The 23,918-nt window shown below is 31.8% G+C and carries 23 protein-coding genes; 3 read left to right on the forward strand and 20 right to left on the reverse strand.

The window, feature by feature from the left end:
• Window positions 1-30: 30 nt before the first annotated feature.
• Window positions 31-1,521, reverse strand: coding sequence for a 4Fe-4S dicluster domain-containing protein (locus L1S49_RS20385; protein ID WP_238907182.1), 1,491 nt, complete (start codon window positions 1,519-1,521; stop codon window positions 31-33).
• Between the two features lie 255 nt (window positions 1,522-1,776).
• Between L1S49_RS20385 and L1S49_RS20390 the strand changes: the two genes are divergently transcribed.
• A complete protein-coding gene (locus tag L1S49_RS20390; protein WP_238907183.1) occupies window positions 1,777-2,070 on the forward strand; it encodes an HNH endonuclease in 294 nt (97 codons plus the stop codon).
• A 64-nt stretch (window positions 2,071-2,134) separates the two neighbouring features.
• On the opposite strand, the gene L1S49_RS20395 is transcribed toward L1S49_RS20390, so the two are convergent.
• Window positions 2,135-3,034, reverse strand: a complete 900-nt coding sequence (locus L1S49_RS20395; protein WP_073022821.1) for a DNA glycosylase — start codon at window positions 3,032-3,034, stop codon at window positions 2,135-2,137.
• 318 nt (window positions 3,035-3,352) lie between these two features.
• On the opposite strand from L1S49_RS20395, the gene L1S49_RS20400 reads away from it, so the two are divergent.
• Window positions 3,353-4,399, forward strand: a complete 1,047-nt coding sequence (locus L1S49_RS20400; RefSeq protein WP_238907184.1) for a trifunctional transcriptional activator/DNA repair protein Ada/methylated-DNA--[protein]-cysteine S-methyltransferase — start codon at window positions 3,353-3,355, stop codon at window positions 4,397-4,399.
• Between the two features lie 390 nt (window positions 4,400-4,789).
• Here L1S49_RS20400 and gltA read toward each other — a convergent pair whose 3' ends face one another.
• From gltA to L1S49_RS20415, 3 genes are all read right to left on the reverse strand, one after another.
• Window positions 4,790-6,175: an NADPH-dependent glutamate synthase gene (gene gltA, locus L1S49_RS20405; protein ID WP_238907185.1), complete on the reverse strand. Its 1,386-nt coding sequence runs from the start codon at window positions 6,173-6,175 to the stop codon at window positions 4,790-4,792.
• Entirely contained in the window at window positions 6,175-7,065 is an 891-nt protein-coding gene (locus L1S49_RS20410) for a sulfide/dihydroorotate dehydrogenase-like FAD/NAD-binding protein (protein ID WP_238907186.1), read from the reverse strand. The genes gltA and L1S49_RS20410 overlap by 1 nt, the downstream gene beginning before the upstream one ends.
• A 171-nt stretch (window positions 7,066-7,236) precedes the next feature.
• Window positions 7,237-8,403 (reverse strand): iron-containing alcohol dehydrogenase, encoded by a 1,167-nt coding sequence (locus L1S49_RS20415; RefSeq protein ID WP_238907187.1) that lies wholly within the window; start codon window positions 8,401-8,403, stop codon window positions 7,237-7,239.
• A 201-nt stretch (window positions 8,404-8,604) separates the two neighbouring features.
• On the opposite strand from L1S49_RS20415, the gene ilvA reads away from it, so the two are divergent.
• Complete coding sequence (gene ilvA, locus L1S49_RS20420; protein WP_238907188.1) at window positions 8,605-9,804, forward strand: threonine ammonia-lyase; 1,200 nt, start codon at window positions 8,605-8,607, stop codon at window positions 9,802-9,804.
• Between the two features lie 64 nt (window positions 9,805-9,868).
• Here the strand turns inward: ilvA and L1S49_RS20425 are convergent, their stop codons facing one another.
• The 15 genes from L1S49_RS20425 to L1S49_RS20495 all read right to left on the reverse strand — a co-directional run bounded on the left by L1S49_RS20425 (window position 9,869) and on the right by L1S49_RS20495 (window position 23,486).
• Window positions 9,869-11,149: a neutral/alkaline non-lysosomal ceramidase N-terminal domain-containing protein gene (locus L1S49_RS20425; protein WP_238907189.1), complete on the reverse strand. Its 1,281-nt coding sequence runs from the start codon at window positions 11,147-11,149 to the stop codon at window positions 9,869-9,871.
• Window positions 11,150-11,227: 78 nt separating this feature from the next.
• Entirely contained in the window at window positions 11,228-12,526 is a 1,299-nt protein-coding gene (locus L1S49_RS20430) for a PTS transporter subunit EIIC (protein ID WP_238907190.1), read from the reverse strand.
• Window positions 12,527-12,567: 41 nt separating this feature from the next.
• Complete coding sequence (locus L1S49_RS20435) at window positions 12,568-12,891, reverse strand: PTS lactose/cellobiose transporter subunit IIA (protein ID WP_275299649.1); 324 nt, start codon at window positions 12,889-12,891, stop codon at window positions 12,568-12,570.
• A 47-nt stretch (window positions 12,892-12,938) separates the two neighbouring features.
• The gene (locus L1S49_RS20440; RefSeq protein WP_238907192.1) at window positions 12,939-13,244 is read right to left on the reverse strand and encodes a PTS sugar transporter subunit IIB; all 306 of its coding nucleotides are present in this window, start codon (window positions 13,242-13,244) and stop codon (window positions 12,939-12,941) included.
• A 16-nt stretch (window positions 13,245-13,260) separates the two neighbouring features.
• Entirely contained in the window at window positions 13,261-14,013 is a 753-nt protein-coding gene (locus L1S49_RS20445; protein WP_238907193.1) for a carbohydrate deacetylase, read from the reverse strand.
• A 32-nt stretch (window positions 14,014-14,045) separates the two neighbouring features.
• On the reverse strand, window positions 14,046-14,702 hold the full coding sequence (locus L1S49_RS20450) for a 3-oxoacid CoA-transferase subunit B (protein WP_238907194.1): 657 nt from the start codon (window positions 14,700-14,702) through the stop codon (window positions 14,046-14,048).
• A 1-nt stretch (window position 14,703) separates the two neighbouring features.
• Entirely contained in the window at window positions 14,704-15,354 is a 651-nt protein-coding gene (locus L1S49_RS20455; RefSeq protein WP_238907195.1) for a 3-oxoacid CoA-transferase subunit A, read from the reverse strand.
• Between the two features lie 22 nt (window positions 15,355-15,376).
• Window positions 15,377-15,676, reverse strand: coding sequence for a hypothetical protein (locus L1S49_RS20460; RefSeq protein ID WP_238907196.1), 300 nt, complete (start codon window positions 15,674-15,676; stop codon window positions 15,377-15,379).
• Between the two features lie 2 nt (window positions 15,677-15,678).
• A complete protein-coding gene (locus tag L1S49_RS20465; RefSeq protein ID WP_238907197.1) occupies window positions 15,679-17,034 on the reverse strand; it encodes an acyclic terpene utilization AtuA family protein in 1,356 nt (451 codons plus the stop codon).
• 260 nt (window positions 17,035-17,294) lie between these two features.
• Window positions 17,295-18,638 carry a sigma 54-interacting transcriptional regulator gene (locus tag L1S49_RS20470; protein ID WP_238907198.1) on the reverse strand — a complete coding sequence of 448 codons (1,344 nt, stop codon included), beginning with the start codon at window positions 18,636-18,638 and terminating at the stop codon, window positions 17,295-17,297.
• 132 nt (window positions 18,639-18,770) lie between these two features.
• On the reverse strand, window positions 18,771-19,619 hold the full coding sequence (locus tag L1S49_RS20475; protein ID WP_021800324.1) for a 3-hydroxybutyryl-CoA dehydrogenase: 849 nt from the start codon (window positions 19,617-19,619) through the stop codon (window positions 18,771-18,773).
• 88 nt (window positions 19,620-19,707) lie between these two features.
• Complete coding sequence (locus L1S49_RS20480) at window positions 19,708-20,718, reverse strand: electron transfer flavoprotein subunit alpha/FixB family protein (protein ID WP_238907199.1); 1,011 nt, start codon at window positions 20,716-20,718, stop codon at window positions 19,708-19,710.
• 18 nt (window positions 20,719-20,736) lie between these two features.
• Window positions 20,737-21,516 carry an electron transfer flavoprotein subunit beta/FixA family protein gene (locus tag L1S49_RS20485; RefSeq protein ID WP_021800322.1) on the reverse strand — a complete coding sequence of 260 codons (780 nt, stop codon included), beginning with the start codon at window positions 21,514-21,516 and terminating at the stop codon, window positions 20,737-20,739.
• Between the two features lie 19 nt (window positions 21,517-21,535).
• Window positions 21,536-22,675, reverse strand: a complete 1,140-nt coding sequence (locus tag L1S49_RS20490) for an acyl-CoA dehydrogenase (RefSeq protein WP_021800321.1) — start codon at window positions 22,673-22,675, stop codon at window positions 21,536-21,538.
• 28 nt (window positions 22,676-22,703) lie between these two features.
• Window positions 22,704-23,486, reverse strand: coding sequence for a short-chain-enoyl-CoA hydratase (locus tag L1S49_RS20495; protein WP_073021565.1), 783 nt, complete (start codon window positions 23,484-23,486; stop codon window positions 22,704-22,706).
• Between the last annotated feature and the right edge of the window lie 432 nt (window positions 23,487-23,918).

Raw genomic sequence — 23,918 nt, forward strand, 5'->3', positions numbered from 1 at the left:
AATTATTATTCTATCCAAATATTTGTGATTTTATCTCTCTAAATTAATATTATGAAATTCTTCTATCTTCTCATTAGATAATACTGTTTTTTTGCTTCCTTGTGTATTTAACTTATTAAATACAGTTTTAGCTCTCATTGGAGCTACCATTCTAGCCGCTCCATTTATACAGCCACCTTCACACATCATTCCTTCTATGAAGTTACCATCTAATCTTCCTACTTTTGCTAGAGTCATAGCTTTTTTAATTTCAGCTTCTCCACTAACCTTTACAGGTTTAAACTCTATTTCTATTCCTTTTTCTGAAACGAAGTTTTCAATAGCTGAAGTTAATCCACCATGTATTCCAAAACCTCTTCCAAATATAGATGCATCCTCTACAACCTCAGCTTCACAATTAGCTGGATCTACATCAAAGGCTTCTAAAAGTGCAAATAACTCTTCAAAGGTTAAAACATAATCAACTGCATCAGCTACAGATTCTCTTACAGCCTCACTCTTTTTAGCTGTACAAGGTCCTATAAATACCACCTTAGCTTCTGGATCTTTTTCCTTTATATATCTTCCTGTTGCAACCATTGGAGAAACTGTTCCAGATATTCTTTCAACTTGATCTGGGAATTTCTTTTCTATATAACTTAAGAATCCTGGACAACAGGAGTTAGTCATATATTTATCTCCATTTTCCATTCTCTCAACAAATTCATTAGATTCATGAACAGTAACAGCATCAGCTCCACATGCAGCTTCAACCATATCCTCAAAACCTAATTTCTTTATAGCATTTTTGATTTGACCATAAGAAACCTTCATTCCAAATTGACCTGATATTGCTGGTGCTACAACAGCATACATCTTTCTTCCTTTACCTAATCTTTTAGCAACTGGTGCAATTAAACTCTTATCAGAAATAGCTCCAAATGGGCATGCAGATACACAAGCTCCACAGTTAATACAATCTTCTTCTTTTATTATGGCTCTTCTATCTTCAGTGTTTACTGCTAAAGCTCCTGTTGGGCATGATACCTTGCACGGTCTCATAACTTCTGAAATAGCATTATAAGGACACGCTGACTTACATCTTCCACATTCTTTACAAGTTTCTTGATTTATATAAGCTCGTCCTCCTACCATAGAAATAGCATTAACTGCACAAGATTCTAAACATCTATGTGCCAAACAATTTCTACATTGATCAGTTACTGTATATCTATTAATTGGGCATCTATCACAAGCCGCCTCTATAACATAAATTATCTGTTCATTTGGTCGTATGTCTATTAATTCACAATTTATCTTATCTCCATCTGCTAAATATCCTGCTGCAAGCTTTGCTCTTTCAGCAACTATAGCTCTTTCCTTATATACACAACATCTGTATCTGGGCGTTTCATCTGTTATTATTTCATAAGGTATTTTTTCTAATTCTTCTTGATTTAGCCTATTTTCCTTAGCTAAAATTGCAACATTTTTTAATACTTCATGTTTCAATTTATTAAGTTGGGTTTCAAACTGGAACATTCTAACACTCTCCCATTTTTTAATATTACTTTATAATTATACCACATTTTATGTTAAAATAATAACAATCTTCGACTTATGGAAACTTTCTTAATGTGCCAAAATTACCTAAAGTTTATTATATTTTTACTACAGTTAATCCTTTTCATTTTCTATATTATTATCAAATTAAAGTTTTTAAGTAAAAGTTTACACTTCTAAGTTTTATTTATTTTGAAATAATATATAATATAAACTTATTTTATTGGAGGTTTTATGAACACTTTTATTTGCGCATTATGTGAAAGAGAAGTTTCAGAACTAACAGAACATCATTTAATTCCTAGAGAAGAGGGTGGAAGACATCTTGGAACTATAATGATATACAAACCCTGCCATGCTCAGATTCATGCTTTATATTCTAATAAAGAACTAGCACTACACCTATATAAACTATCATTACTTAAAGAAGATGAAAAAATTAAACGTTACTTAAAATTTATAAAAAAACACCCTGGTGACAGCCATATAAATATAAAGAAATCAAGAAATGTACGTAAAAAAAGATAAAAGAAAAGAGAGTACTCGACCCTCTTTTCAATGTATTACATATACATGTATTACAAATTTTGTATTACAATTTAATATTATTTTCTCTTGCATAATAGAATAGATACTGTTGGGCAAACCCAGAAAGTTCTTTAAATTTATCTCTCGCAAATATTCTTATTTTAGGTAATGACACATCTGGTGCTAAATAAAAATGTTGCATAGCTCTTTTTACCCATACATCAACTGGGAAAGATGAGTATTTTCTCATAGAAAAAAGCATTATACAATCTGCAACTTTTGCTCCAACCCCTTGAAACTTTTGAAGTTCAACATGACACTCATCATCACTTAAACTCTTTATTCTATCTAAACTAAATTCACTATCATTTCCCGCTTCAATAGCCACATTAACCTTTTCTACAGTATCAACTATGTATTTACTTCTAAAAGAAGCTCCAGTATCTCTAATTTCATCTAAGCTTGCTTTTCTAAGCTCACTAGGAGTAGGAAATGCGTAATAAGTATTCCCTTTATACTCTAATTCTTTTCCCCATCTTTCAGATATCTTTTTAATAGTTTTCATTATTACTGGAATAGAGTTTCTCGCAGATATTATAAAGCTCACTACCAATTCAAATGGATCTTGATTTAATAATCTTATTCCGTATCCATATTCAACAGCTTTATTTAAAAGTTCATCCTTAGATAACTCTTCCTTTATGCTGCCGTAGTCTCTTTCTAAATCAAAATAATCTATCCATATGTTCTCAAAATCTTCTTTGTTAGTATTATGAATTATTATAGTATCCTCTTTTTGCTCAAGCTCAATTACTTTGCCATAAACAACTCCGATGTAAGTGTTATCTTTAGTCTTTTCCCATCTAAAACATTGGCCACATTCAAAGGTCTGTTTTATATTAAAGTTTCTGCATTCTTTTAAAATTACTTTATCATCTAAAAACTCTACATTTTTAAAATCCATTCCTCAAACCTTACCTCTCTTAATTCTATATATATATTTAAAATTCTACCTATTTCTTTATTCTTACATGAAATCACATTAAGTATTCTACAATTTATTATATCATATTATAGCATATTTTGGCTTTTTTAATAAGCACAAAAATACTTGTTAATTTTTCGAAAGATATTTTTATAATTATTCTTTATAATAAAAATATGCACAGATTGCAATATAATAAATTTATGCACAAATTGCAGTACAATAAATATGTGCACAGATTGCAATGTAATAAAAATATACACTAATTGCAATAATAAATAGAATGGGGAGAAACATATGATCACTTCAGAGGATAAAAAGAAAGAATTTTATAAGGCCTTGGTAGATAAAAACCCTGCATATGACGGGACTTTTTTTGCTGGCATTAAAACAACAGGAATATTCTGTCACGCAACATGTACAGCTAGAAAGCCAAAGTTTGAGAACTGCGAATTTTATTTAACTGCTGAAGAAGCATTGTTATCTGGATTTCGTCCATGCAAAATATGTAATCCACTCTCCTATCCCAATAACATCCCTGAAGAAGTAACACTATTAGTTAAGGAAGTTGAAAAAAATCCTGAAAAGAAATGGAAGGAATCAGATTTCCATGAACTTGGAATTCATTCTGCTACAGCAAGAAGAAAATTTAAGGATGTTTACGATATGACTTTTATTCAATATGCTCGTTCTAGGAGAATGGGATTAGCCTTTAAACAAATATTGGCTGGAGATAAAGTTATAGATCAGCAATTGTCATTAGGATATGAATCCTCAAGTGGCTTCAACGACGCCTTTACAAAGATTATGGGAAACCCTCCAAAGAAAACTAATGCTACACTTATAAATGCAAATATAATCTCAACACCTATTGGACGAATGATAAGTTTATCTGATGCAAATTATCTATATTTACTAGAGTTTATGGATAGAAGAGGCTTAGAGAAAGAAATTGAGAAATTACGCAATAAACACAATGCTAGAATAATACCTGGACAAACTGAAATCAACAGTAATCTTGAAGAACAATTGAAATTATACTTCCAAAGGAAACTACAAACTTTTTCAATTCCCTTATTTAAAGATGGATCTCCATTTCAAAAACAAGTGTGGGAAATCCTTGAGACAATACCTTCCGGAACAACTTGCACCTATCAAGATATTGCTAATAAATTAGGAAACAAAAACTTCGTCAGAGCAGTAGGTAATGCAAATGGTGCAAATCAGCTAGCTATTATCATTCCTTGCCATAGAGTAATAAAAACTAATGGCAATTTAGGAGGTTACGCTGGTGGAATTGAACGAAAAAAATACCTATTAGAACTAGAAAAGGATTCCTTTTAAGAGTATTTTTCGACTCATTTTACGCTATACTTATATACTATTAAATTTACTCTTGAAAGGATACTAATTTAATGAAATTCCTTTTAGTCTCAACATAATACAATATAATTACTATATTATGATATAGCGTTATTACGACATTAGGATATAGCGCTATTGTGACATTAAGACATTGCGATATTGTGACATTAGGACATTGCTACATTACGACATTCAACCATAGGGTAGTCTACTTTTTCTGCCTTTTTATTATTCAATATTTCACAAAAAAGTTGATTTATTTTAATTTTTATTAACAAAAACTTTAATTACTGAATATTTTATATATTAGGTGTAGTATTTAAAAAGACTGTAAAACCAACCTTTTAAGTTAGCTCTACAGTCTTATCTTTATTTGTTGCTTAAATATTCATGGATTCCATTAGCAGCTCTTTTTCCTGCTCCCATTGCTAGGATTACTGTTGCGGCTCCTGTTACTGCGTCTCCGCCTGCGTATACTCCGTCTTTTGTTGTTTTTCCTGTTTCTTCTTCAACTACTAGGCATCTTCTTTTATTTATTTCTAGTCCTTTTGTTGTTGAGGATATTAGTGGGTTTGGTGATGTTCCTAAAGACATTATTACTGTGTCTAGTGGCATTACAAATTCTGAACCTTCTACTTCTACTGGTTTTCTTCTGCCTGAGGCATCAGGTTCGCCTAGTTCCATTCTTATACACTTCATGCCTGTAACCCAACCTTTTTCGTCTTGTTGTATTTCTACTGGGTTTGTTAGAAGGTCAAAGATTATTCCTTCTTCTTTTGCATGATGTACTTCTTCTACTCTTGCTGGAAGCTCTGCTTCGCTTCTTCTATATACTATATGAACTTCTGCTCCTAGTCTTAAAGCTGTTCTTGCTGCATCCATTGCAACATTTCCACCACCAACTACAGCTACTCTATCCCCTACTCTTATAGGCGTGTCGTAACCTTCTTTGAAGGCTTTCATTAGATTGCTTCTTGTTAAGAATTCATTTGCTGATAGTACTCCGTTTGCGTTTTCTCCTGGTATTCCCATGAACTTTGGAAGTCCTGCTCCGGAGCCTACGAATACTGCTTCAAATCCTTCTTCTTCAAATAGTTGATCTATTGTTATTGTTCTTCCTACGATAACGTTAGTTTCTATTTCTACTCCAAGTTTCTTTACATTTTCTATTTCTGTTTTTACTACTGTTTCCTTTGGTAGTCTAAACTCTGGTATTCCATATACTAATACTCCACCTGGTTCATGTAATGCTTCAAATATCTTAACTTCATAACCTAGTCTTGCTAAATCTCCCGCACAGGTTAATCCTGCTGGACCTGCCCCTACTACTGCTACTTTTTTGCCGTTTGGTTCAGCTTTTTTAGAGATATCTACATTGTTTTCTCTAGTCCAGTCAGCTACGAATCTTTCTAGCTTTCCTATAGCTACGGCTTCACCTTTTACTCCTAGTACACATTGTCCCTCACATTGGCTTTCTTGAGGACATACTCTTCCGCATACTGCCGGAAGTGAGGATGCTTCTGCTATTACTTCTGCTGCTGCTTTTATGTCTCCATCTTTCACCTTTTGTATAAAGGCAGGTATGTTAATGGATACTGGACATTTATCTACACATCTAGGTTTTTTACAGTTTAAACATCTTGAGGCCTCTAGGTTAGCTTCTTCATCTGTGTAACCTAAACATACTTCTTCAAAGTTTTTTGCTCTTACGTCAGGTGCTTGTTCAGCTATAGGTATTCTTTTCATTCTATCCATTATTCTTCACCTCCGCAGCCACAGTTTTTTGCATGATGGGTATCCCCTTCGACTTTTTTAAGTTCTACTCTTCCTTCTTGAGTCTTGTACATAGCTTGTCTTCTCATTGCTTCATCGAAGTTTACTAAATGTCCATCAAATTCTGGCCCATCTACACAGGCAAACTTAACTTCGTTTCCGACAGTTACTCTGCAAGCTCCACACATTCCTGTTCCGTCTACCATGATTGGGTTTAAACTTACTATTGTATTTATATCTAATTCCTTAGTTAGTAAACATACGAACTTCATCATTATCATAGGTCCTATGGCTACTACTAAATCATATTCTTTTCCTTGATTTTGTACTAAGTCTTTAAGTACTTCTGTTACTAATCCTTTATGTCCATAGGAGCCGTCATCTGTTGCTATATATAGGTTTCCTGCTACTTCTCTCATTTCTTCTTCTAATATTAATATCTCTTTACTTTTTGCCCCTACTATAACATCTACATTAATTCCTTTTGAATTTAGCCACTTAACTTGTGGATATACTGGAGCTGTTCCTACTCCACCTGCTATAAATACTATTTTCTTTTTCTTTAACTCCTCTAAATCTTCATGTACCATTTCTGAAGGTACTCCAAGTGGGCCTACAAAATCATGGAAGTAATCTCCTTCATTATAAGTAGCCATTTTTTGTGTTGAGCCACCTAAGGTTTGGAACACTATTGTTACGGTTCCAGCTTCAGCATCATAATCGCATATGGTTAATGGAATTCTTTCACCTTTTTCATCCATTTTCACTATGATAAATTGTCCTGGATTTGATGATTTTGCTACTCTTGGTGCTTCTATATCCATTAGATAGATATTTTCGTTTAGTTGTCTTTTTTTAACTATCTTGTACACACATATCCCCCCAGATTATCTATTAATAAAACTTTTGCCATGATAATATATTAACATATTTTTCGTTATTCTTTAATTAATTTATTAATGTTTTTCTTATTTTAGTATCAATCATTAAATTATATAGAGAAATTAGCTTAAGAGAATCTATTCCCCTAAGCTAATTAATTATTAGAAATCTACTTTAGTTCCGTAGTAAGCACATTCATATACTTTTTGCATTTGTTCTTTATCTATTGTTCTTGGATTAGATCCAGTACAAGCATCAGCTACAGCTCTTTCAGCCATTAGTGCTGCTTTTTCTTTAAATAAATTTTCATCAATTCCATACTCTTGTAATGAAAGTGGAATATCCATTTTTCTATTTAATTCTCTAATGGATTCTGTTAAAGAATCTACTAATTCTTCATCAGTTTCACCCTTTAAGCCTACACATTTAGCTATATGAGCGTATCTATCCATACATGCCTTTTTATTAAAATCTATAACATATGGAAGGTATATTGCATTAGCGCAACCATGAGGTATATGGAATACTGCTCCTGATTTATGTGCCATAGAATGAGTTATTCCAAGTAGTGCATTTGTAAACGCCATTCCTGCTAAACATTGAGCATAATGCATTTGTTCTCTTGAGGACTTGTCCTCATTATAAGAATCAAATAGATGCTCATAAACCATTTGTATAGCTTTTATTGCTAAAGGATCTGAGAAAGGTGAATTTAAAGTTGCTACATATGCTTCTATAGCATGAGTTAAAGCATCCATTCCTGTATGAGCTGTTAACTTTTTAGGCATAGTTTCAGCAAGGTCTGGATCAACTATAGCAACATCTGGTGTTATATTATAATCCGCTAATGGGTATTTTATTTCTGTCTTATAGTCTGTTATTACAGAGAAAGCAGTTACTTCTGTAGCTGTTCCTGAAGTGGAAGGTATTGCTAAGAATCTAGCTTTGTTTCTTAGTTCTGGAATAGTGAAAGGATCTTTTATATCATCAAAAGTTTTTTCTGGATGTTCGTAGAATACCCACATAGCCTTGGCAGCATCAATTGGTGAGCCACCACCCATAGCTATAATCCAATCTGGTTCAAACTCTCTCATAAGTTCTGCACCTTTAAATACTGTTTCTACTGATGGATCTGGTTCTATTCCTTCAATAAGTTTGGTTTCTATTCCCGCTTCTTCTAAATAGCTTATAGCCTTATCTAAGAATCCAAATTTCTTCATGGATCCTCCACCTACGGCAATAACTGCTTTTTTACCTTTTAAAGTTTTTAAGTACTCCATTGAGCCTGCTCCAAAATACAAGTCTCTTGGCAAAGTAAATCTGTTCATATACATCCTCCTCAAAATAAATATCCTCAATTTTACCTACATTTCCCACAATATATATTATATACCTCTGTGATAATCTTAACAATATGTCTTATAATATTTAATAAATTGTTGAAATAATATACTCTTAATTATGTAATAATTTCTTTCTTATATGTGCTATAATATTCTACAGTAACTTATTCATAAGGGGGCAAAAAAATGTATTTGGACAAAATAAAAGAGGCTAGAAATACAATAAAGGATGTAGTTATAAAGACTCCCATAATGTATAGCGATATTTTTTCTAAAGAAACTAATAACAAGGTTTATATGAAGTGCGAAAATCTTCAATTAACTGGAGCCTATAAATTAAGAGGAGCTTTAAACAAACTTCGTTCCTTAACTGAAGAGCAAAAATCTAAGGGTGTTGTGTGCTCATCTGCAGGTAATCATGCTCAAGGGGTGGCTTATGCTGCAACACTTGAAGGTGTTAAGTCAAAAATAGTTATGCCTAAAACTACTCCACTTATAAAAATTCAATCCACTAAAAATTTTGGTGGAGAGGTAGTTCTTCATGGAAACGTGTATGACGATGCCTACGCTGAGGCTAGAAGAATTGAGGAAGAAGATGGCTTATACTTTCTTCATCCTTTTAACGACATAGATGTAATATTAGGACAGGGAACCCTTGCTCTAGAAATTTTTGAAGAGATAGACGATATAGATGTAATAGTTTGTCCAATAGGTGGAGGGGGACTCATTAGTGGTATTGCTTTAGCTGCAAAAGAACTAAAGCCTTCTATTAAAGTAATAGGTGTTCAGGCAGAGGGAGCTAATGCTATGGAACTATCCTTTAAAAAAGGTTCTTTAATAAGCCTCGATACGGTTAGCACAATAGCAGATGGTATAGCTGTTAAGGTGCCTGGTGATTTAACCTATGAATTTATAAAAACCTATGTTGACGATATAGTAACAGTATCTGATGCAGATATAGCAGAAAGTTTCATTCTTCTTACAGAAAAACATAAACTTTTGGCTGAAGCTTCTGGTGTAGCTTCATTAGCTGCTTTGAAGAAATTAAATCTAGAAAATAAAAAGATTGTTTCTATTATAAGTGGTGGAAATATAGATATGGTTACTATCTCAGCACTTATTAATTCTGGTCTAGTATCTAGAGGAAGACTTTTCTGTTTTTCAGTTGAACTTCCTGATACTCCTGGACAGCTTTTAGAAATATCAAGAATACTTACTTCAGTTAGAGCTAATGTAATCCAACTTGAACATAATCAATTTAAGGCTATAGACAGACTTAAAAATGTACTTCTAGAAGTTACAGTTGAAACCAATGGACACTCACATATAGAAACAATTAAAAACGAGTTATCTAAAAATGGATATGTAATAAATCATGTTTATTAATATAAAAGAGAGCAGTCACTTTTAAAGCTGCTCTCTTTTATATATCCATGTATTTAATTTAACTTTAATAACTTTTTATAAAATTTATTACATCATAAACTAATTTCTCACCCTCACCCTTATCAAGTGGTGAAAGCATAACTTCAAAACAGCCTTTTTCATAAGCCTCTTCATCTGGAATATATCCTATATAACCGTTACTATAAGTTACTATAATAACCTTTTTATCGGAAAATTCATTTTTAATCTTATCACCTAATGATGAAAATAATTCCCCGGGAATATAAACCATGTAAACATCATTAGCTTTTAGGAAACTCACTTTTAGATCTATTGTTTTAATATCTTCAAAACTTCCTAATAAGTCTAGATTTCTTCTTGCACCCTCTAGCTCAAAATAGTAAGGTTTCATACTGTTTTTATCTAAACCCTTATCTAAAGCTTCCTTTATTTTTACTTCTATCTGAGACATTTTAGCTCTTATGCTTTCCTCAGTACCGATTTTTTTAACTTTTAATGAAATGGTTTTTGATTTAATTGTTATTTTAGATAATTCTAACTCTTCCTTATTATCCTCAATTAGTTTTAGGACTTCATCGCCTAAAGTCCCTCCAATTCTCTTAACTTCATTAAAAGATGATTCTTTTTTAGTAAATCTAGTACTTATGTTTCCACAAGCACCATTATAAAACATAGCTACATCTACTCCCCCATCTTCTAAAACTTTTGAGGTTTCTCCTACAAAATCAGCAGTTATATATTTATTTGCGCCTTCCATAACTGTAGGATGACAAGCATAGTTATATATTACTGCCTTTCTTTTACTTTCAGTTTCTATGTTTATAGTCTGTAATAAATTATCTATATAATTTGAAGGATTGTTTCTATCTGTACATATTCCTTCTACTGTTTTTCTATTATAATATATTTTAAACTTCTCCATAGAGTTTTGAGATTTTTCTATGGAAGTTATTATTTTCTCTATGATTTTATTAGCTAAATCTTCGTTAAATTTATCAAAGGTTCCTAAATATCTTTTATTTATATTTAAATCAGTATTAACAACTCCTGCAATACCTGAGTGAGTATGTGAGCAGTTAATCATTATATTTTCTTTTTTTATAGCTAATTTTTCTTCTATATTTTTCTTTATTAAATCAGAAAAATAATAGTCTATAGCTAAAAGATCTAATTGTATTAGGGTATAAAATTCTCCATCTTCTTTAAAAACTATTACTCTTGCTTTTAAGTCATCATTTACACCACAAGCTACTCTTCCACCATAGCCAGCTATTTTCATTCCTGCCTTTAAATCAAATTTTTCCTGTGAAAATGAAATCTCCATATAATCGCTCCTATCTTTCTTAATAAAGACGAGTTCCCCTCTTTTATTGTTTTTAAAAGAAGGGACTGTCTATATATTTTAAGCTTCTAAAGTTGCTGCTTCTTCTTGTTCTTTTTTCAATAATTCTTTATCATAAATTTTAAAGAATGGATAAAATGTTATAAATGATATAGCTAAAAGTACAAGCCACAATATAATTGCTTTATAGTCAACAGTTGCAAGGAAGGCATATAGAGGACCTGGAGTAGTAAATGGTGGCTCTATAATTGCTTTTCCAACTAATCCTGTACTTACTGCAAAGTATGCTAGTGATATGTTTATAACAGGTGTAACTAAAAATGGTATTGCTAATATTGGATTTAATACATAAGGTAATCCAAATACTAATGGTTCCCCTATATTAAATATTGCTGGTAATATTGCTACTTTACCTATAGCTTTTAAGTGAGCACTTTTACTTCTCATAGAAAGTACTGCTGGTGCTATATTATTAATAGCATAACAAGACATAAATACACTTGTAAATATCTTAACTGGGCTTTCTCCACCAGCAGATAATGCTGCATTTGTCATAAGGTTTGCAGTCATTATTGGTGTAACTAAACCACTCATTATACTTGCTCCATGAATTCCTAAAAGCCAGAATAATTTCATCATTAATATAGCAAATAGTATAAATGGAAGTGAATCTGAAGCATTTAATGCTGGAGTTAATAGCTTATTGATAACTTGTGGTACTGATAATCCAAAGTTTGCTTGTAATATAACGCTTATTCCGTAGAATACAATTATTGATACTGCTAATGGTATAATTGAGTCAAATGATGCCGATACTGCTGGTGGTACTCCGTCTGGCATTTTAATAGTAATTTTCTTAACTTTTAAGAATCTTATTATTTCTACAACGCCTATTGCAATTATTATTCCTGTAAATAGTCCTTTAGCATCTAAATATGTAGCTGCTAAAACTGACATGCCTTTTTCAGCTCCTGTTGGTATTATTGTTTGAGCTGGTGCACAAAGTAATAAAAATACAATTCCTGTTATTATACTAGAATTTAATTTGTTTAAATTATATTGTTCTGCCAAACTATACGCTATAGCCATTGTTGCAAATATAGACATTATAGCCATTGTCATTGTGTAAGGTAACAAAAGCATTCCTTGAACCTTTGGGCTCCATGCAAATACATCTGCACTTACTGGTGGCGCTGCAACAACTAAAAATAATCCACCTATGATTGTAAGAGGAACTATTGCCATCATACCATCTCTTACTGCTTTTAAATGTTTTTGCCCACTGATTTTATCTCCTATAGGCATTAAATATTTTTCTAAGAATCCACTGAACTTTTCCATTAAATTTTGACCGTTCATTAATTTCCCTCCTGATAATTGTATTTTTTAACCGATTTCATTTAAGTTATTATTTTGCTTTCTAGATTTTTAATTTTTTCTTCCATTTCTATCATCTTTTCTATAAGATCTTTTGCTAATATTGAGGTCATTAGATGATCTTGAGCATGTACTAAAAGTAAATTTACTTCTGTCTTATCTCCACCAGCTTCTCTTTGTATTAAGTTGGTTTGTATTTTATGAGAGTTTAATAACTCTTTTCTTGCTTCTTCCATCAATTCTTTAGATTTTTCAAAGTCTCCTTTAGATGCTGCACTCATCGCTTCAAAAACTGAACTTCTTGCTGCTCCTGAATATGTTATTAATTGAAAAATTATTTCTTCCATGTCATTCATTTTCTATTTCTCCTTATAATCTGCATATAGTATTCTAATTATTTATTCCCTAATTTTCTTGCTTGTTCTAATACTTTATCGCCTCTGCACATACCATAATCAGTCATGTTTATAATATCTACAGGAACGTTGTATTGTTTTGCAACTGCTTCAAATTCTGCCTTTTTAAATCTTATTTGAGGTCCTAAAAGTACCACATCATATTCTTTAACTAAATCGTTAAATTCCTCTGCTGGTTTTGCTTCAATCACCCAGTCCTGTTCATTTTCCTTTAAATTCTTTTGCATTTTTTGTACAACTAAACTTGTAGACATTCCTGCCGCACAAACTAATAAAATTTTCATCTCTATCTCTCCTTTGTTATAATGATTTATAATTAACTAAATTAATATTGCTTTTATTTATAAAATCTTTTATTTCACTGCTTGTTAAAACCTTTAATTCTTCTTCACGATGTATATTGTAACTTGATATCTTCATTATCTCTTCATCTACGAAACCTGGATGTGTCATCATCTCTAAAGTTCCTTCAAACTCTCTATACTTAAGTAAGTTTTCTTTTAGCTTTTCTATAGTTACATTATCACCATAGAAATCTTTTATAAAATAATCAGGTCTTTTAACTGCCTTATCTACTAGCTCTTTAAATTCCTCAGTATTTTTTCTTAAAGGCACCTTATACTCTTTTGCTAAATTCATTACTAAAGTAAAGAGCTTTTCTTCCATTGCATTAAACCCATGATGTACATCTAAATGATCTAAGACTAGTCCTGTGTTTAAGAATTTTTCTATCTGTGCTCTAAGCTCTCTTTCTATTTCTTCATAGCTGTAACCCTTAGGTATTAAGCTAGGATTTTTATAGAAATTACCTTCTGAATCTATTATTGTTTTTACATACTGAGACTTACTTATAGGTCTTAAAGCAGTTATATTTAAATGAACTCCCATAGATTTAATTCCAGCTGCTTTAGCTAAGTCTAAACTTTCTTCAAAATACTTTGAGTTAACCATAGCTGATGTATCAGTTATTATTCCATTTTTTAATCCTTCGATTATACCTTTAGATATTCCTAAGGTTAATCCAAAATCATCTGCATTAATAATTAATCTCATTTTTTCCTCCTTAAACATATAAATTTAAGAATTTATAAAGTAATTATTTTAAGGTCTTTAGCTATATTAAACTTTGCTTGTGTCAATCTTTTTAAATCTTCTACGGATAATCCTTCTGCTATTTCTCTTAGTACTAAACCTTCACCTTTAACTACATCAATTACTGAAAGGTCAGTTATTATTTTATTTACTTGCTTTGCTGCTGTCAGTGGAAGTACACATTTTTCTAATATTTTTGCTTTCCCATCTCTATTTACATGTTCCATTGCAATTATTGTTTTCTTGGCACCTACAACTAAATCCATAGCTCCACCCATACCTGGAACTTTTTTGTTAGGTATCATCCAGTTTGACAGGTTTCCTTCTTCATCAACTTCAAGAGCGCCTAAAACTGTTATATCAACATGTCCACCTCTTATTAGCGAAAATGAGAATGCACTATCAAAAAATGCTCCGCCTTGAACTATAGTCTTCGGCTTTCCTCCTGCATCAACAATGCTTTCGTCAATATTATCTTCATTACTCTCTGGACCTAATCCTAATATTCCATTTTCTGATTGGAGTACAACTTGAATATCATTTGTTATGTAGTTTGCTGCTAAAGTTGGTATTCCTATGCCTAAGTTTACTACATTTCCATCTCTAAACTCTTGAGCTACTCTTCTGGCGATAAGTTCTCTTTTATCCATGTTACACTTCACCCACCTTTACAATAGCATCTATAAGTATTCCTGGTACCACAACATTATTGGGATCTATTTCATCAACATATTCTTCTACCTCTACTGCAACATAATCTGCTGCCATAGCCATTATTACATTAAAGTTTCTAGTTGAACCTTTAAAACTAAGATTACCATGTTTATCTGCTTTGTGTGCTCTAATAAGTGCAACATCAGCTTTTAAAGGTAGTTCTAATAAATACTCTACTTCATTAAGTTTAAGTTTCTCTTTTCCCTCTTCAACTATTGTTCCTACTCCTACTGGTGTTAGAAATCCTCCCAATCCAGCTCCCCCTGCTCTTATCTTTTCTGCAAGGGTTCCTTGAGGAAATAGTTGAACATCAGCTTCTCCATTCATTAATAGCTTGCCCGTCTCTGGATTAGCACCTATATAGGATGCTATTATTCTAGATGCCTGCCTATTTGCTATTACTTTATATAAGGCACATTCAGTTGTTCCTGTATCATTAGATATGATGGTTAAATTTTTTACTTCTGAATCAGATAAAGCATTAACTAATACTTCTGGATGTCCATTTTTTAAAAATCCTCCAACCATAATTGAATTGCCATCTTTAATCTTTTTTATAACTTCATTAACTGATGTTAGCTTATTCATTAAAAAATCTCCTATTTATAAATCAAATTTCCATCTCTAAAAGTGCAGAACTCAATGTTTTCCCATGCATATCAATGGCTAAAGATTTAGTAACTCCACCACCTAAAGCTTTTTCAAGTACAAAGTTAAGTGCTCCAAGTTTTGGGAGTTCATATCTTCTTACTTCACCTTTTACAATGTCATGAAACCATGCTTTTACTTTTTCCTCTGTAACATAGGCTTTTATTTTTTCGTAGTCATCCATGTCATAAACAATTAATGAGATATTAGATATATTTCCTTTATCACCAGTTCTTGAATGGGCTATCTCCCTTAATTTCATAATTATACCTCCCTATAAACAACTTCAGTTTTTATGGACTCTTCTGGTATTAATATTGAGGCTATTGATATTATTTCTCTGACATATTTTCTAACTCCGCCACCAGCTGCTGGTCCATTTGTATATAAGGCTTCAACTTCATTTCCTATTATTTTTGCATCTTCTTTTGTTTTAGTTCTAGCCGCTACTCTTAATCTAACCTCTGTATAATCACTTCTAAAGTTACTTATGCTATCACTTATTTTATCTTTAAATAAAGAATTAACTCCAATAAAATCTATTCTTAATTCTTCAATAGGAAGATTTATATATTCTAGTCTCTTCCTTATTACATCTCCAGCTAGCTTTGCTCTTTCATATGCTCCTGCGCCACCGTAGCTTATTTCACCTTCACCAATGTAACAATCTTTATACCCTACACTGGTTTTTAGTAAACCGGTCTTCTTTTTACCTTTGGCTCCTTTTATTGAAACTCTATCTTTTCCTATATCTTCAACACTTATTTCTGAAAAATCTGCTATAACATCAGGTGTAAGGTAATTTTCAGGATCATGAATCTCATATATCAATTGTTCTTTACAAGTTTCTGTAGAAATTACTCCTCCAGACTTTTCAAGTTTTGATAGATTAATTTCTCCATCTTCATAAATATCAGCTATAGGAAATCCTATATTCCATAAGTCTGGTACATCCTTATATCCTGGATCAGCATAATATCCTCCGCATACTTGAGCACCACATTCTAGTAAATGTCCTGCCACTATACCTTTTGCAAGTTTATCATACTCATCTTCTTTCCACCCAAACTCATAAATTAATGGAGCTAATACTAATGCAGGATCTGCTACTCTTCCTGTAATTATGATGTCTGCATTATTTTCTAAAGCTTCTATTATTCCTTTAACTCCTATATAGGCATTAGCAGAAATTATCTTATCTTTAATGGATTCAATTTTTTCACCTGTTTCAATAATCTCATAATCCATATATCCATTTATTTCACTAAATACATCGTCTCCAAGTACTGCAGCTATTTTTAGATTTTTAATGTTCTTTTCTTCTGCTATTCTTTTTATAACTTCTGCTGCTGCTAATGGATTTGCTGCACCCATATTAGTAATTACTTTGACCTTTTTTTCTACACATAAAGGTATTATTTTTTCCATTCTATATTCTAATAGTTCATTATACCCTTTATTTTTATCTTTTAATTTTTCTAGCTGTGCTAAAGATATAGTTCTTTCAGCTAAGCATTCAAAAATTATATAGTCTAGATTTCCATAAGTCATAATATCTACAGCTGGCTCTATTCTATCTCCACCATATCCTGCTCCAGATCCTACTCTAACTTTTTTCAAAACTAACCCTCCTTTACTGCAATCACATATATCTATATACGCAAGTATTATGCCAAAGTTTTCAACTGCTAAACTGCACTATTTCTCTAATTTTTATTTCTATACTGTTTATGAATTTCTAAAATTTTAGAAACTTATTATCATAACTTTATGAAATCCTTTTACAAGCCCTGTAAATATATACAATAAACCTCTTTCTAAAATATTAGAAATCATTTCTTAAAGTTTCTAATATTTTAGAAAGAGGTCGCACTCTCTCATTATTTAATTTTATTGTATAAAGATGCTAAAGAAATTCCTAAAGCTTTTGCAGCTGATTTTTTTCCTTCAACAGTATCTCCATACAGTTTTATAGCTTTTTCAATTTCATTTTTTTCAGTTTCTTTTATTATATCCTCTAAAGTTTTAATAGGAATTAGATTATGTATAAACCCTTCCTCCTGAATCTTTTTGGGAAGATCACTGATTTTTATTTCATTATCCTCAGTCATCATTGCCGCAAATTCTATTGAATTTTTTAACTCTCTCACATTACCTGACCACTTAAAACTTTCTAGTAACTTCAACACTTCTTCATTTAGAGATAAATCTTTTCTGAATTTCTTTTCAATTCTTTTTAAAAAATTCTTTGATAGAGGTATTATATCTTTTCTTCTTTCTCTTAAAGGAAGCAAGTTTACTGTAAATATAGCTATTCTATAGTATAAATCTCTTCTAAATTCATTATTTTCTATCATTGTTTCTAAATTTCTGTTGGTCGCAGCTATTATTCTGACATCAATAGGAATTTCCGCTACTCCTCCTATAGGTCTAATAATATTTTCTTGAAGAGTTCTTAATAGTTTTGCTTGAAGTTTATAATCCATCTCTGATAACTCATCTAAAAATAGAGTTCCACCACTGGCTTCTAAAAACAGTCCTCTTTTGCCCCCTTTTTTTGCTCCAGTGAATGCACCTTCAGAATATCCAAATAACTCACTCTCTAGAAAGTTACTTTCTAAAGTTGCACAGTTTATAGCTACAAAGGGCTTATTCCTTCTTTCACTTTCATTATGTATTGCCTGAGCAATAAGCTCTTTTCCAGTTCCGCTTTCTCCAGTTATTAAAACATTTAAATCTTTTTTTGCTATCTTAATCGCAAGTGCTTTTGTTTCAATTGTCTTAGGATCTTCTCCAACTATATCGTCAAAAACATATCTAGCTTGATTTCCTATATTTTTAACTTTATCTTTTAAATCCTTTATTATATCATTTGACTTTCTTAATTCCTCAACCAATTTATATATATCGTTAATTTCATTCAATATAGAAATGCCACCGACTATATCATTATTCTCTATTATAGGAACTATATTAACTATATACTCTATACCGGAAACCTTTCTTTTAATTCCTATTAGTTTCTTTCCACTTGAGATTACCTCTGGGAGTTTACTTCCTAATCTAACTTCACTTATTTCTTTTCCTATTATATCTTCATAATTTACATTTGTAATTCTAGTATATGCTGGATTTATATATACAACCCTGAACTCTCTATCTGCTATAAGTACTCCATCATACAAAGAGTCAAATATATTCATTTGCCATTCATTAATTTTCATATTTTTCTCCTGTTTTTTATATTCTTAATATAAATTATACCCTAAAATTTATTCAACTTTAATAAAAAATCCCCCTGCAATAAATTGCAAGGGGATTCTTTGGATTTATATAGTGGTAAAATGTAAGCTAAATTAAGCGTTATAGTTGTGGAATCCTCTTCCACTCTTTCTTCCTAACCATCCAGCTCTAACATACTTTCTTAGAAGTGAGTGAGCTCTGTACTTAGTGTCACCTGTTTCAGTGTAAAGTACATCCATGATAGCTAGACAAACATCTAGACCTATAAGGTCTCCTAATGCTAAAGGTCCCATTGGGTGATTAGCACCAAGTTTCATAGCTGTATCTATGTCTTCTGCAGAAGCGATATCTTCTGCAAGTATTCCTACTGCTTCATTAATCATAGGGATAAGGATTCTGTTAACAACAAATCCTGGAGCTTCTGCTACTTCTACTGGTTCTTTACCAATAGCTACAGAAACTTCTTTAACTGCTTCAAATGTTTCATTTGAAGTAGCCATTCCTCTGATTACTTCAACCAATTTCATTATAGGTGCTGGGTTGAAGAAATGCATTCCTATAACTTTATCTGGTCTTTTTGTAGCTGCTGCTACTTCTGTTATTGAAAGAGATGAAGTATTTGAAGCTAAAATAGTTTCTGGCTTACAAATTTCATCTAATTGAGCGAATATTTCTCTTTTAATTTTCATGTTTTCTACTGCTGCTTCAACAACTAAATCACAATCAGCTGCTAAATTTAAATCAGTAGTTCCTGAAATTCTTGAAAGGATTGCATCCTTATCTTCTTCAGTTATTTTACCTTTAGCTGCTAACTTTTCAACATTCTTTTGAATTCCAGCAAGTCCTCTATCTACAAATTCATCTTTAATATCTCTTACTATTACTTCAAAACCTTTTTGTGCAAACGCTTGAACAATACCTGCTCCCATAGTACCTGCACCAAGAACAAAAATCTTTTCCATATTACAAACCTCCATTATTTTAAGGTGTTTTCTAAGGGGGGGATTTCTCCCCCTATATTATTGTAACCTAAATTTAGGTAATTAACAATTATGCATTTTCTTTTAATGCTTTTACTTGAGCTGTTAATTCTGGAACAACTTTTGTTAAATCTCCAACTATAGCATAGTCAGCTAATTTCATTATTGGTGCATTAGCATCCTTGTTTATTGCTATAATTAAATCTGAATCTTGCATACCAGCAACGTGTTGTATAGCTCCTGATATACCACATGCTATATATATATTAGGTCTAACTGTTTTTCCTGTTTGACCTACTTGATAGTTTTTGTCTATCCATTCTTTTTCTATAGCTGCTCTAGAACCACCAACTGTTCCACCTAAAGCTTCTGCTAAATCTGCTAATAGTTTGAAGTTTTCTTTAGATCCAACTCCTCTACCACCAGAAACTATGAAATTAGCTTCACTTATATCAACTACGTCTTTTTTCTCTTTAACTATTTCTATAACTTTTGTTCTTACATCTTCTTGTGCAAGTTTAACTTCAACTTTAATTACTTCAGCGTTATTTTCAACTTTATCTGATTTAGTGAAAACTCCTGGTCTTATTGTAGCCATTTGTGGTCTGTGATCTTGACAAGCTATAGTAGCCATTAAGTTACCACCAAAAGCAGGTCTAGTAGCTAATAAGAACTTTCCATTTTCATCTATATCTAATGAAGTACAGTCAGCAGTTAATCCAGTTGTTAATCTAGCTGCTACTCTAGGACCTAAATCTCTTCCTACAAATGTAGCTCCTATAAATAATATTTCTGGTTTTCTATCATTTGCAAGGTCACAAATAACCTTTGTATATCCGTCAGTTGTATAATGAGTTAGTAATTCATGTTCAGCTACTAAAACTTCGTCTGCTCCATGAGTAGCTAATTCTTCTACTAAATTTGATACATTATTTCCAAGAAGTAAAGCCGTAAGTTTTACTCCTAATTTATCTGCAATTTTTCTACCTTCGCCTAATAATTCAAGAGAAACCTTTTGAAGTTCTCCTTCTCTTTGCTCAGCGAAAACCCAAACTCCTTTGTAATCTGCTATATTACTCATTACTCTTACCTCCTAATATTAGATGTAGTGTTTTTCTTTTAATTTTTCTAAAACGTAACTAGCTGCTTCTTTTGCTGGTTTTTCAACTAATTCTCCAGCTCCCTTAGTTTCCTTAGTCATAGATTTCTTAACCTTAGTTGGAGAACCTGGCAATCCAAGCTCAGCTTTATCTACATCAATATCATTCACTGACCAAACTTTAATTTCAGCATCTTTAGTATCAAATATACTTGCGATGTTCATGTATCTTGGGTTATTTAATTCTTTTATTGCTGTTAATAATACTGGTGTTTTTACTTCAACTAATTCATATCCATCTTCTAATGCTCTGTTTATAGTTAATAAGTCACCATTTACTTTTACTTCTTGAACGTAAGTTACTTGTGGAATATCTAAATGTTCAGCTATTTCTGGTCCAACTTGTGCAGTATCTCCATCAATTGCTTGTCTTCCAGCAAATATTATATCGTATTCTAATTTCTTTAAAACTCCTGCTAATGCTTTTGAAGTTGCAAGAGTATCTGATCCTGCAAATGCTCTATCAGTTATTAATATAGCTTCATCTGCTCCCATAGATAATGCTTCTCTTAAAGCATCTTTTGCTTGTGGAGGTCCCATACTTACTATTGTAACTGTTGCTCCGTAAGTTTCTTTAAGAACTAATGCTTCTTCTAATGCGTGTTTATCTTCTGGATTTATAATTGATGGAACTCCATCTCTTATAAGTGTTCCTGTTTTTGGATCTATTCTTACAGCTGTTGTATCTGGAACTTGCTTTAAACAAACTACTATTTTCATATTATTAAGCCTCCCTTAATTACTTTATAACATTTGCAGCGATAACCATTCTTTGAACTTCTGAAGTTCCTTCATAGATTTCAGTTATCTTAGCATCTCTCATTAATCTTTCTACTGGATATTCTTTAGTATATCCGTATCCACCAAATATTTGAACTGCTTTAGTTGTTACTTCCATAGCTACTTCTGACGCAAATAATTTTGCTCTTGCAGCATCTAATGAATATGGAAGTCCTTGATCTTTAAGCCATGCAGCTTTATAAACAAGTTGTCTTGCAGCTTCTACTTTAACATCCATATCAGCTATCATCCATTGTAATCCTTGGAATGCTGAAAGTGGTCTACCAAATTGTTTTCTTTCTTGCATGTAAGCAATTGCTTCTTCTAAAGCTCCTGCAGCAAGTCCTAATGCTTGAGCAGCTATACCAATTCTTCCTCCATCAAGAGTTTTCATTGCTATACCAAAGCCTTTTCCTTCAGCTCCTAATAAGTTTTCTTTTGGAACTATACAGTTTTCCATGATAAGTTCTGTAGTTGAAGATGCTCTTATACCCATCTTGTTTTCTAATTTACCTATTGAGAATCCTGGGAAGCTTTTTTCTACTATGAAAGCAGATATTCCTTTTGTTCCTTTGCTTCTATCTGTCATAGCAAATATTATGAAAGTTTCTGCAACTCCACCATTTGTTATGAATATTTTTGATCCGTTTAATATATAATTATCTCCATCTAAAACAGCAGTAGTTTGTTGTCCTGATGCATCTGTACCAGCACCTGGTTCAGTTAATCCGAAAGCACCAAGTTTTTCACCTTTAGCTAATGCTGGAAGATATTTTTCTTTTTGTGCTGCATTACCAAATGCGTCAACTACACATGCACATAATGAAGTATGAGCTGAAACTATAACTCCGTGAGTTCCACATACCTTTGATAATTCTTCTACTGTCATTATATATGATAAGGTGTCTCCACCAGCTCCACCATATTCTTTTTTAAATGGAATACCTAACATTCCAAGTTTAGCCATCTTTTTAGTGTTTTCCATTGGAAACTCTTCTGTTTCATCAATTTCACCTGCTATAGGCTTTACTTCATTTAATGCAAATTCTCTAACCATTTGTCTTACTAATTGTTGTTCTTTTGTCAATGCGAAATTCATATTTTTACCTCCTTAATTCGTACCTTAATTATTTGTTTTGGAAGCTTTTAGCTCTTCTTTCGATAAAAGCATTCATTCCTTCTTTTTGATCTTCTGTTGAGAAACATTTTCCGAAATCTTGTGCTTCTATTGCTATTGCTTCATCTATATTAACTTGCATTCCTCTGTTTATTGCATCTTTGCATAGCTTAACTGCTATAGGTGCATTTTCTGCTATTTTATTAGCCATAGCAAAAGCTTCTTCCATAAGATTTTCTAGAGGAACAACTTTATTAACTAATCCTATTCTTAATGCTTCGTCAGCTTTAATAATGTCACATGTATAAATTAATTCTTTAGCTTTTCCTAAGCCAACTAATCTTGGTAATCTTTGAGTTCCACCAAAACCTGGAGTTATTCCTAGACCAACTTCTGGTTGTGCGAATTTTGCTTTTTCAGATGCTATTCTTATATCACATGACATTGCAAGTTCACAACCTCCACCTAGAGCAAAACCTGATATAGCAGCTATTACTGGCTTGTCTAAATTCTCTAATCTTCTAAAAACTTTATTGCCTAAAATACCGAATTCTTCACCTTGTGCTTCGTTTAAATCTTTCATTTCTGAAATATCTGCGCCTGCAACAAATGACTTTTCACCAGCACCTGTTAAAATAACTACATAGCAATCTTTATCATTTTCTAATTCGTTAATAACTACGTCTAAATCCTTTAATGTTTCTGAGTTTAAAGCATTTAAAGCTTTTGGTCTATTGATAGTCACTACCGCAACTCTTTCTTTCTTTTCAAGAGTAACATTTTTTAATTCCATGGTGGTAATCCTCCTTAAAATATAAAGCTAAATTTTTAGTAGGTTTCATAATACAATTTTAGACAAATTATTGGTTTTTTGTTAAATTATATAACTGTTTTATTAACTCTTTGTTAATATTATAACAATTAATTTCAAAAAAAATGACCAACTCTTTGACTTCAATATGATTATAATATGTATAAAAGTTATTTGCAAGGCTTTTATGGCATTTTTCTCTATTAAATAAATTAATATCAAAGCTGTTTTATCTCTTATCAGGATAAAATTGTATTGAATATAAAATTTATCCTATCTATATTGATAATACTCTGTCAAATAAATTCACAGTTTTTTTAATGAAAAAAGAGAGGTTTCCCTAAAATGATACCTATAGACTGGACACATGAAAAAAAGTGTTTAGTCTGTAGGTATTTTTTATATAATAGAAAT

The sequence above is a fragment of the Clostridium sp. YIM B02506 genome (assembly GCF_022324845.1).
GTDB lineage: Bacteria > Bacillota > Clostridia > Clostridiales > Clostridiaceae > Clostridium_T > Clostridium_T intestinale.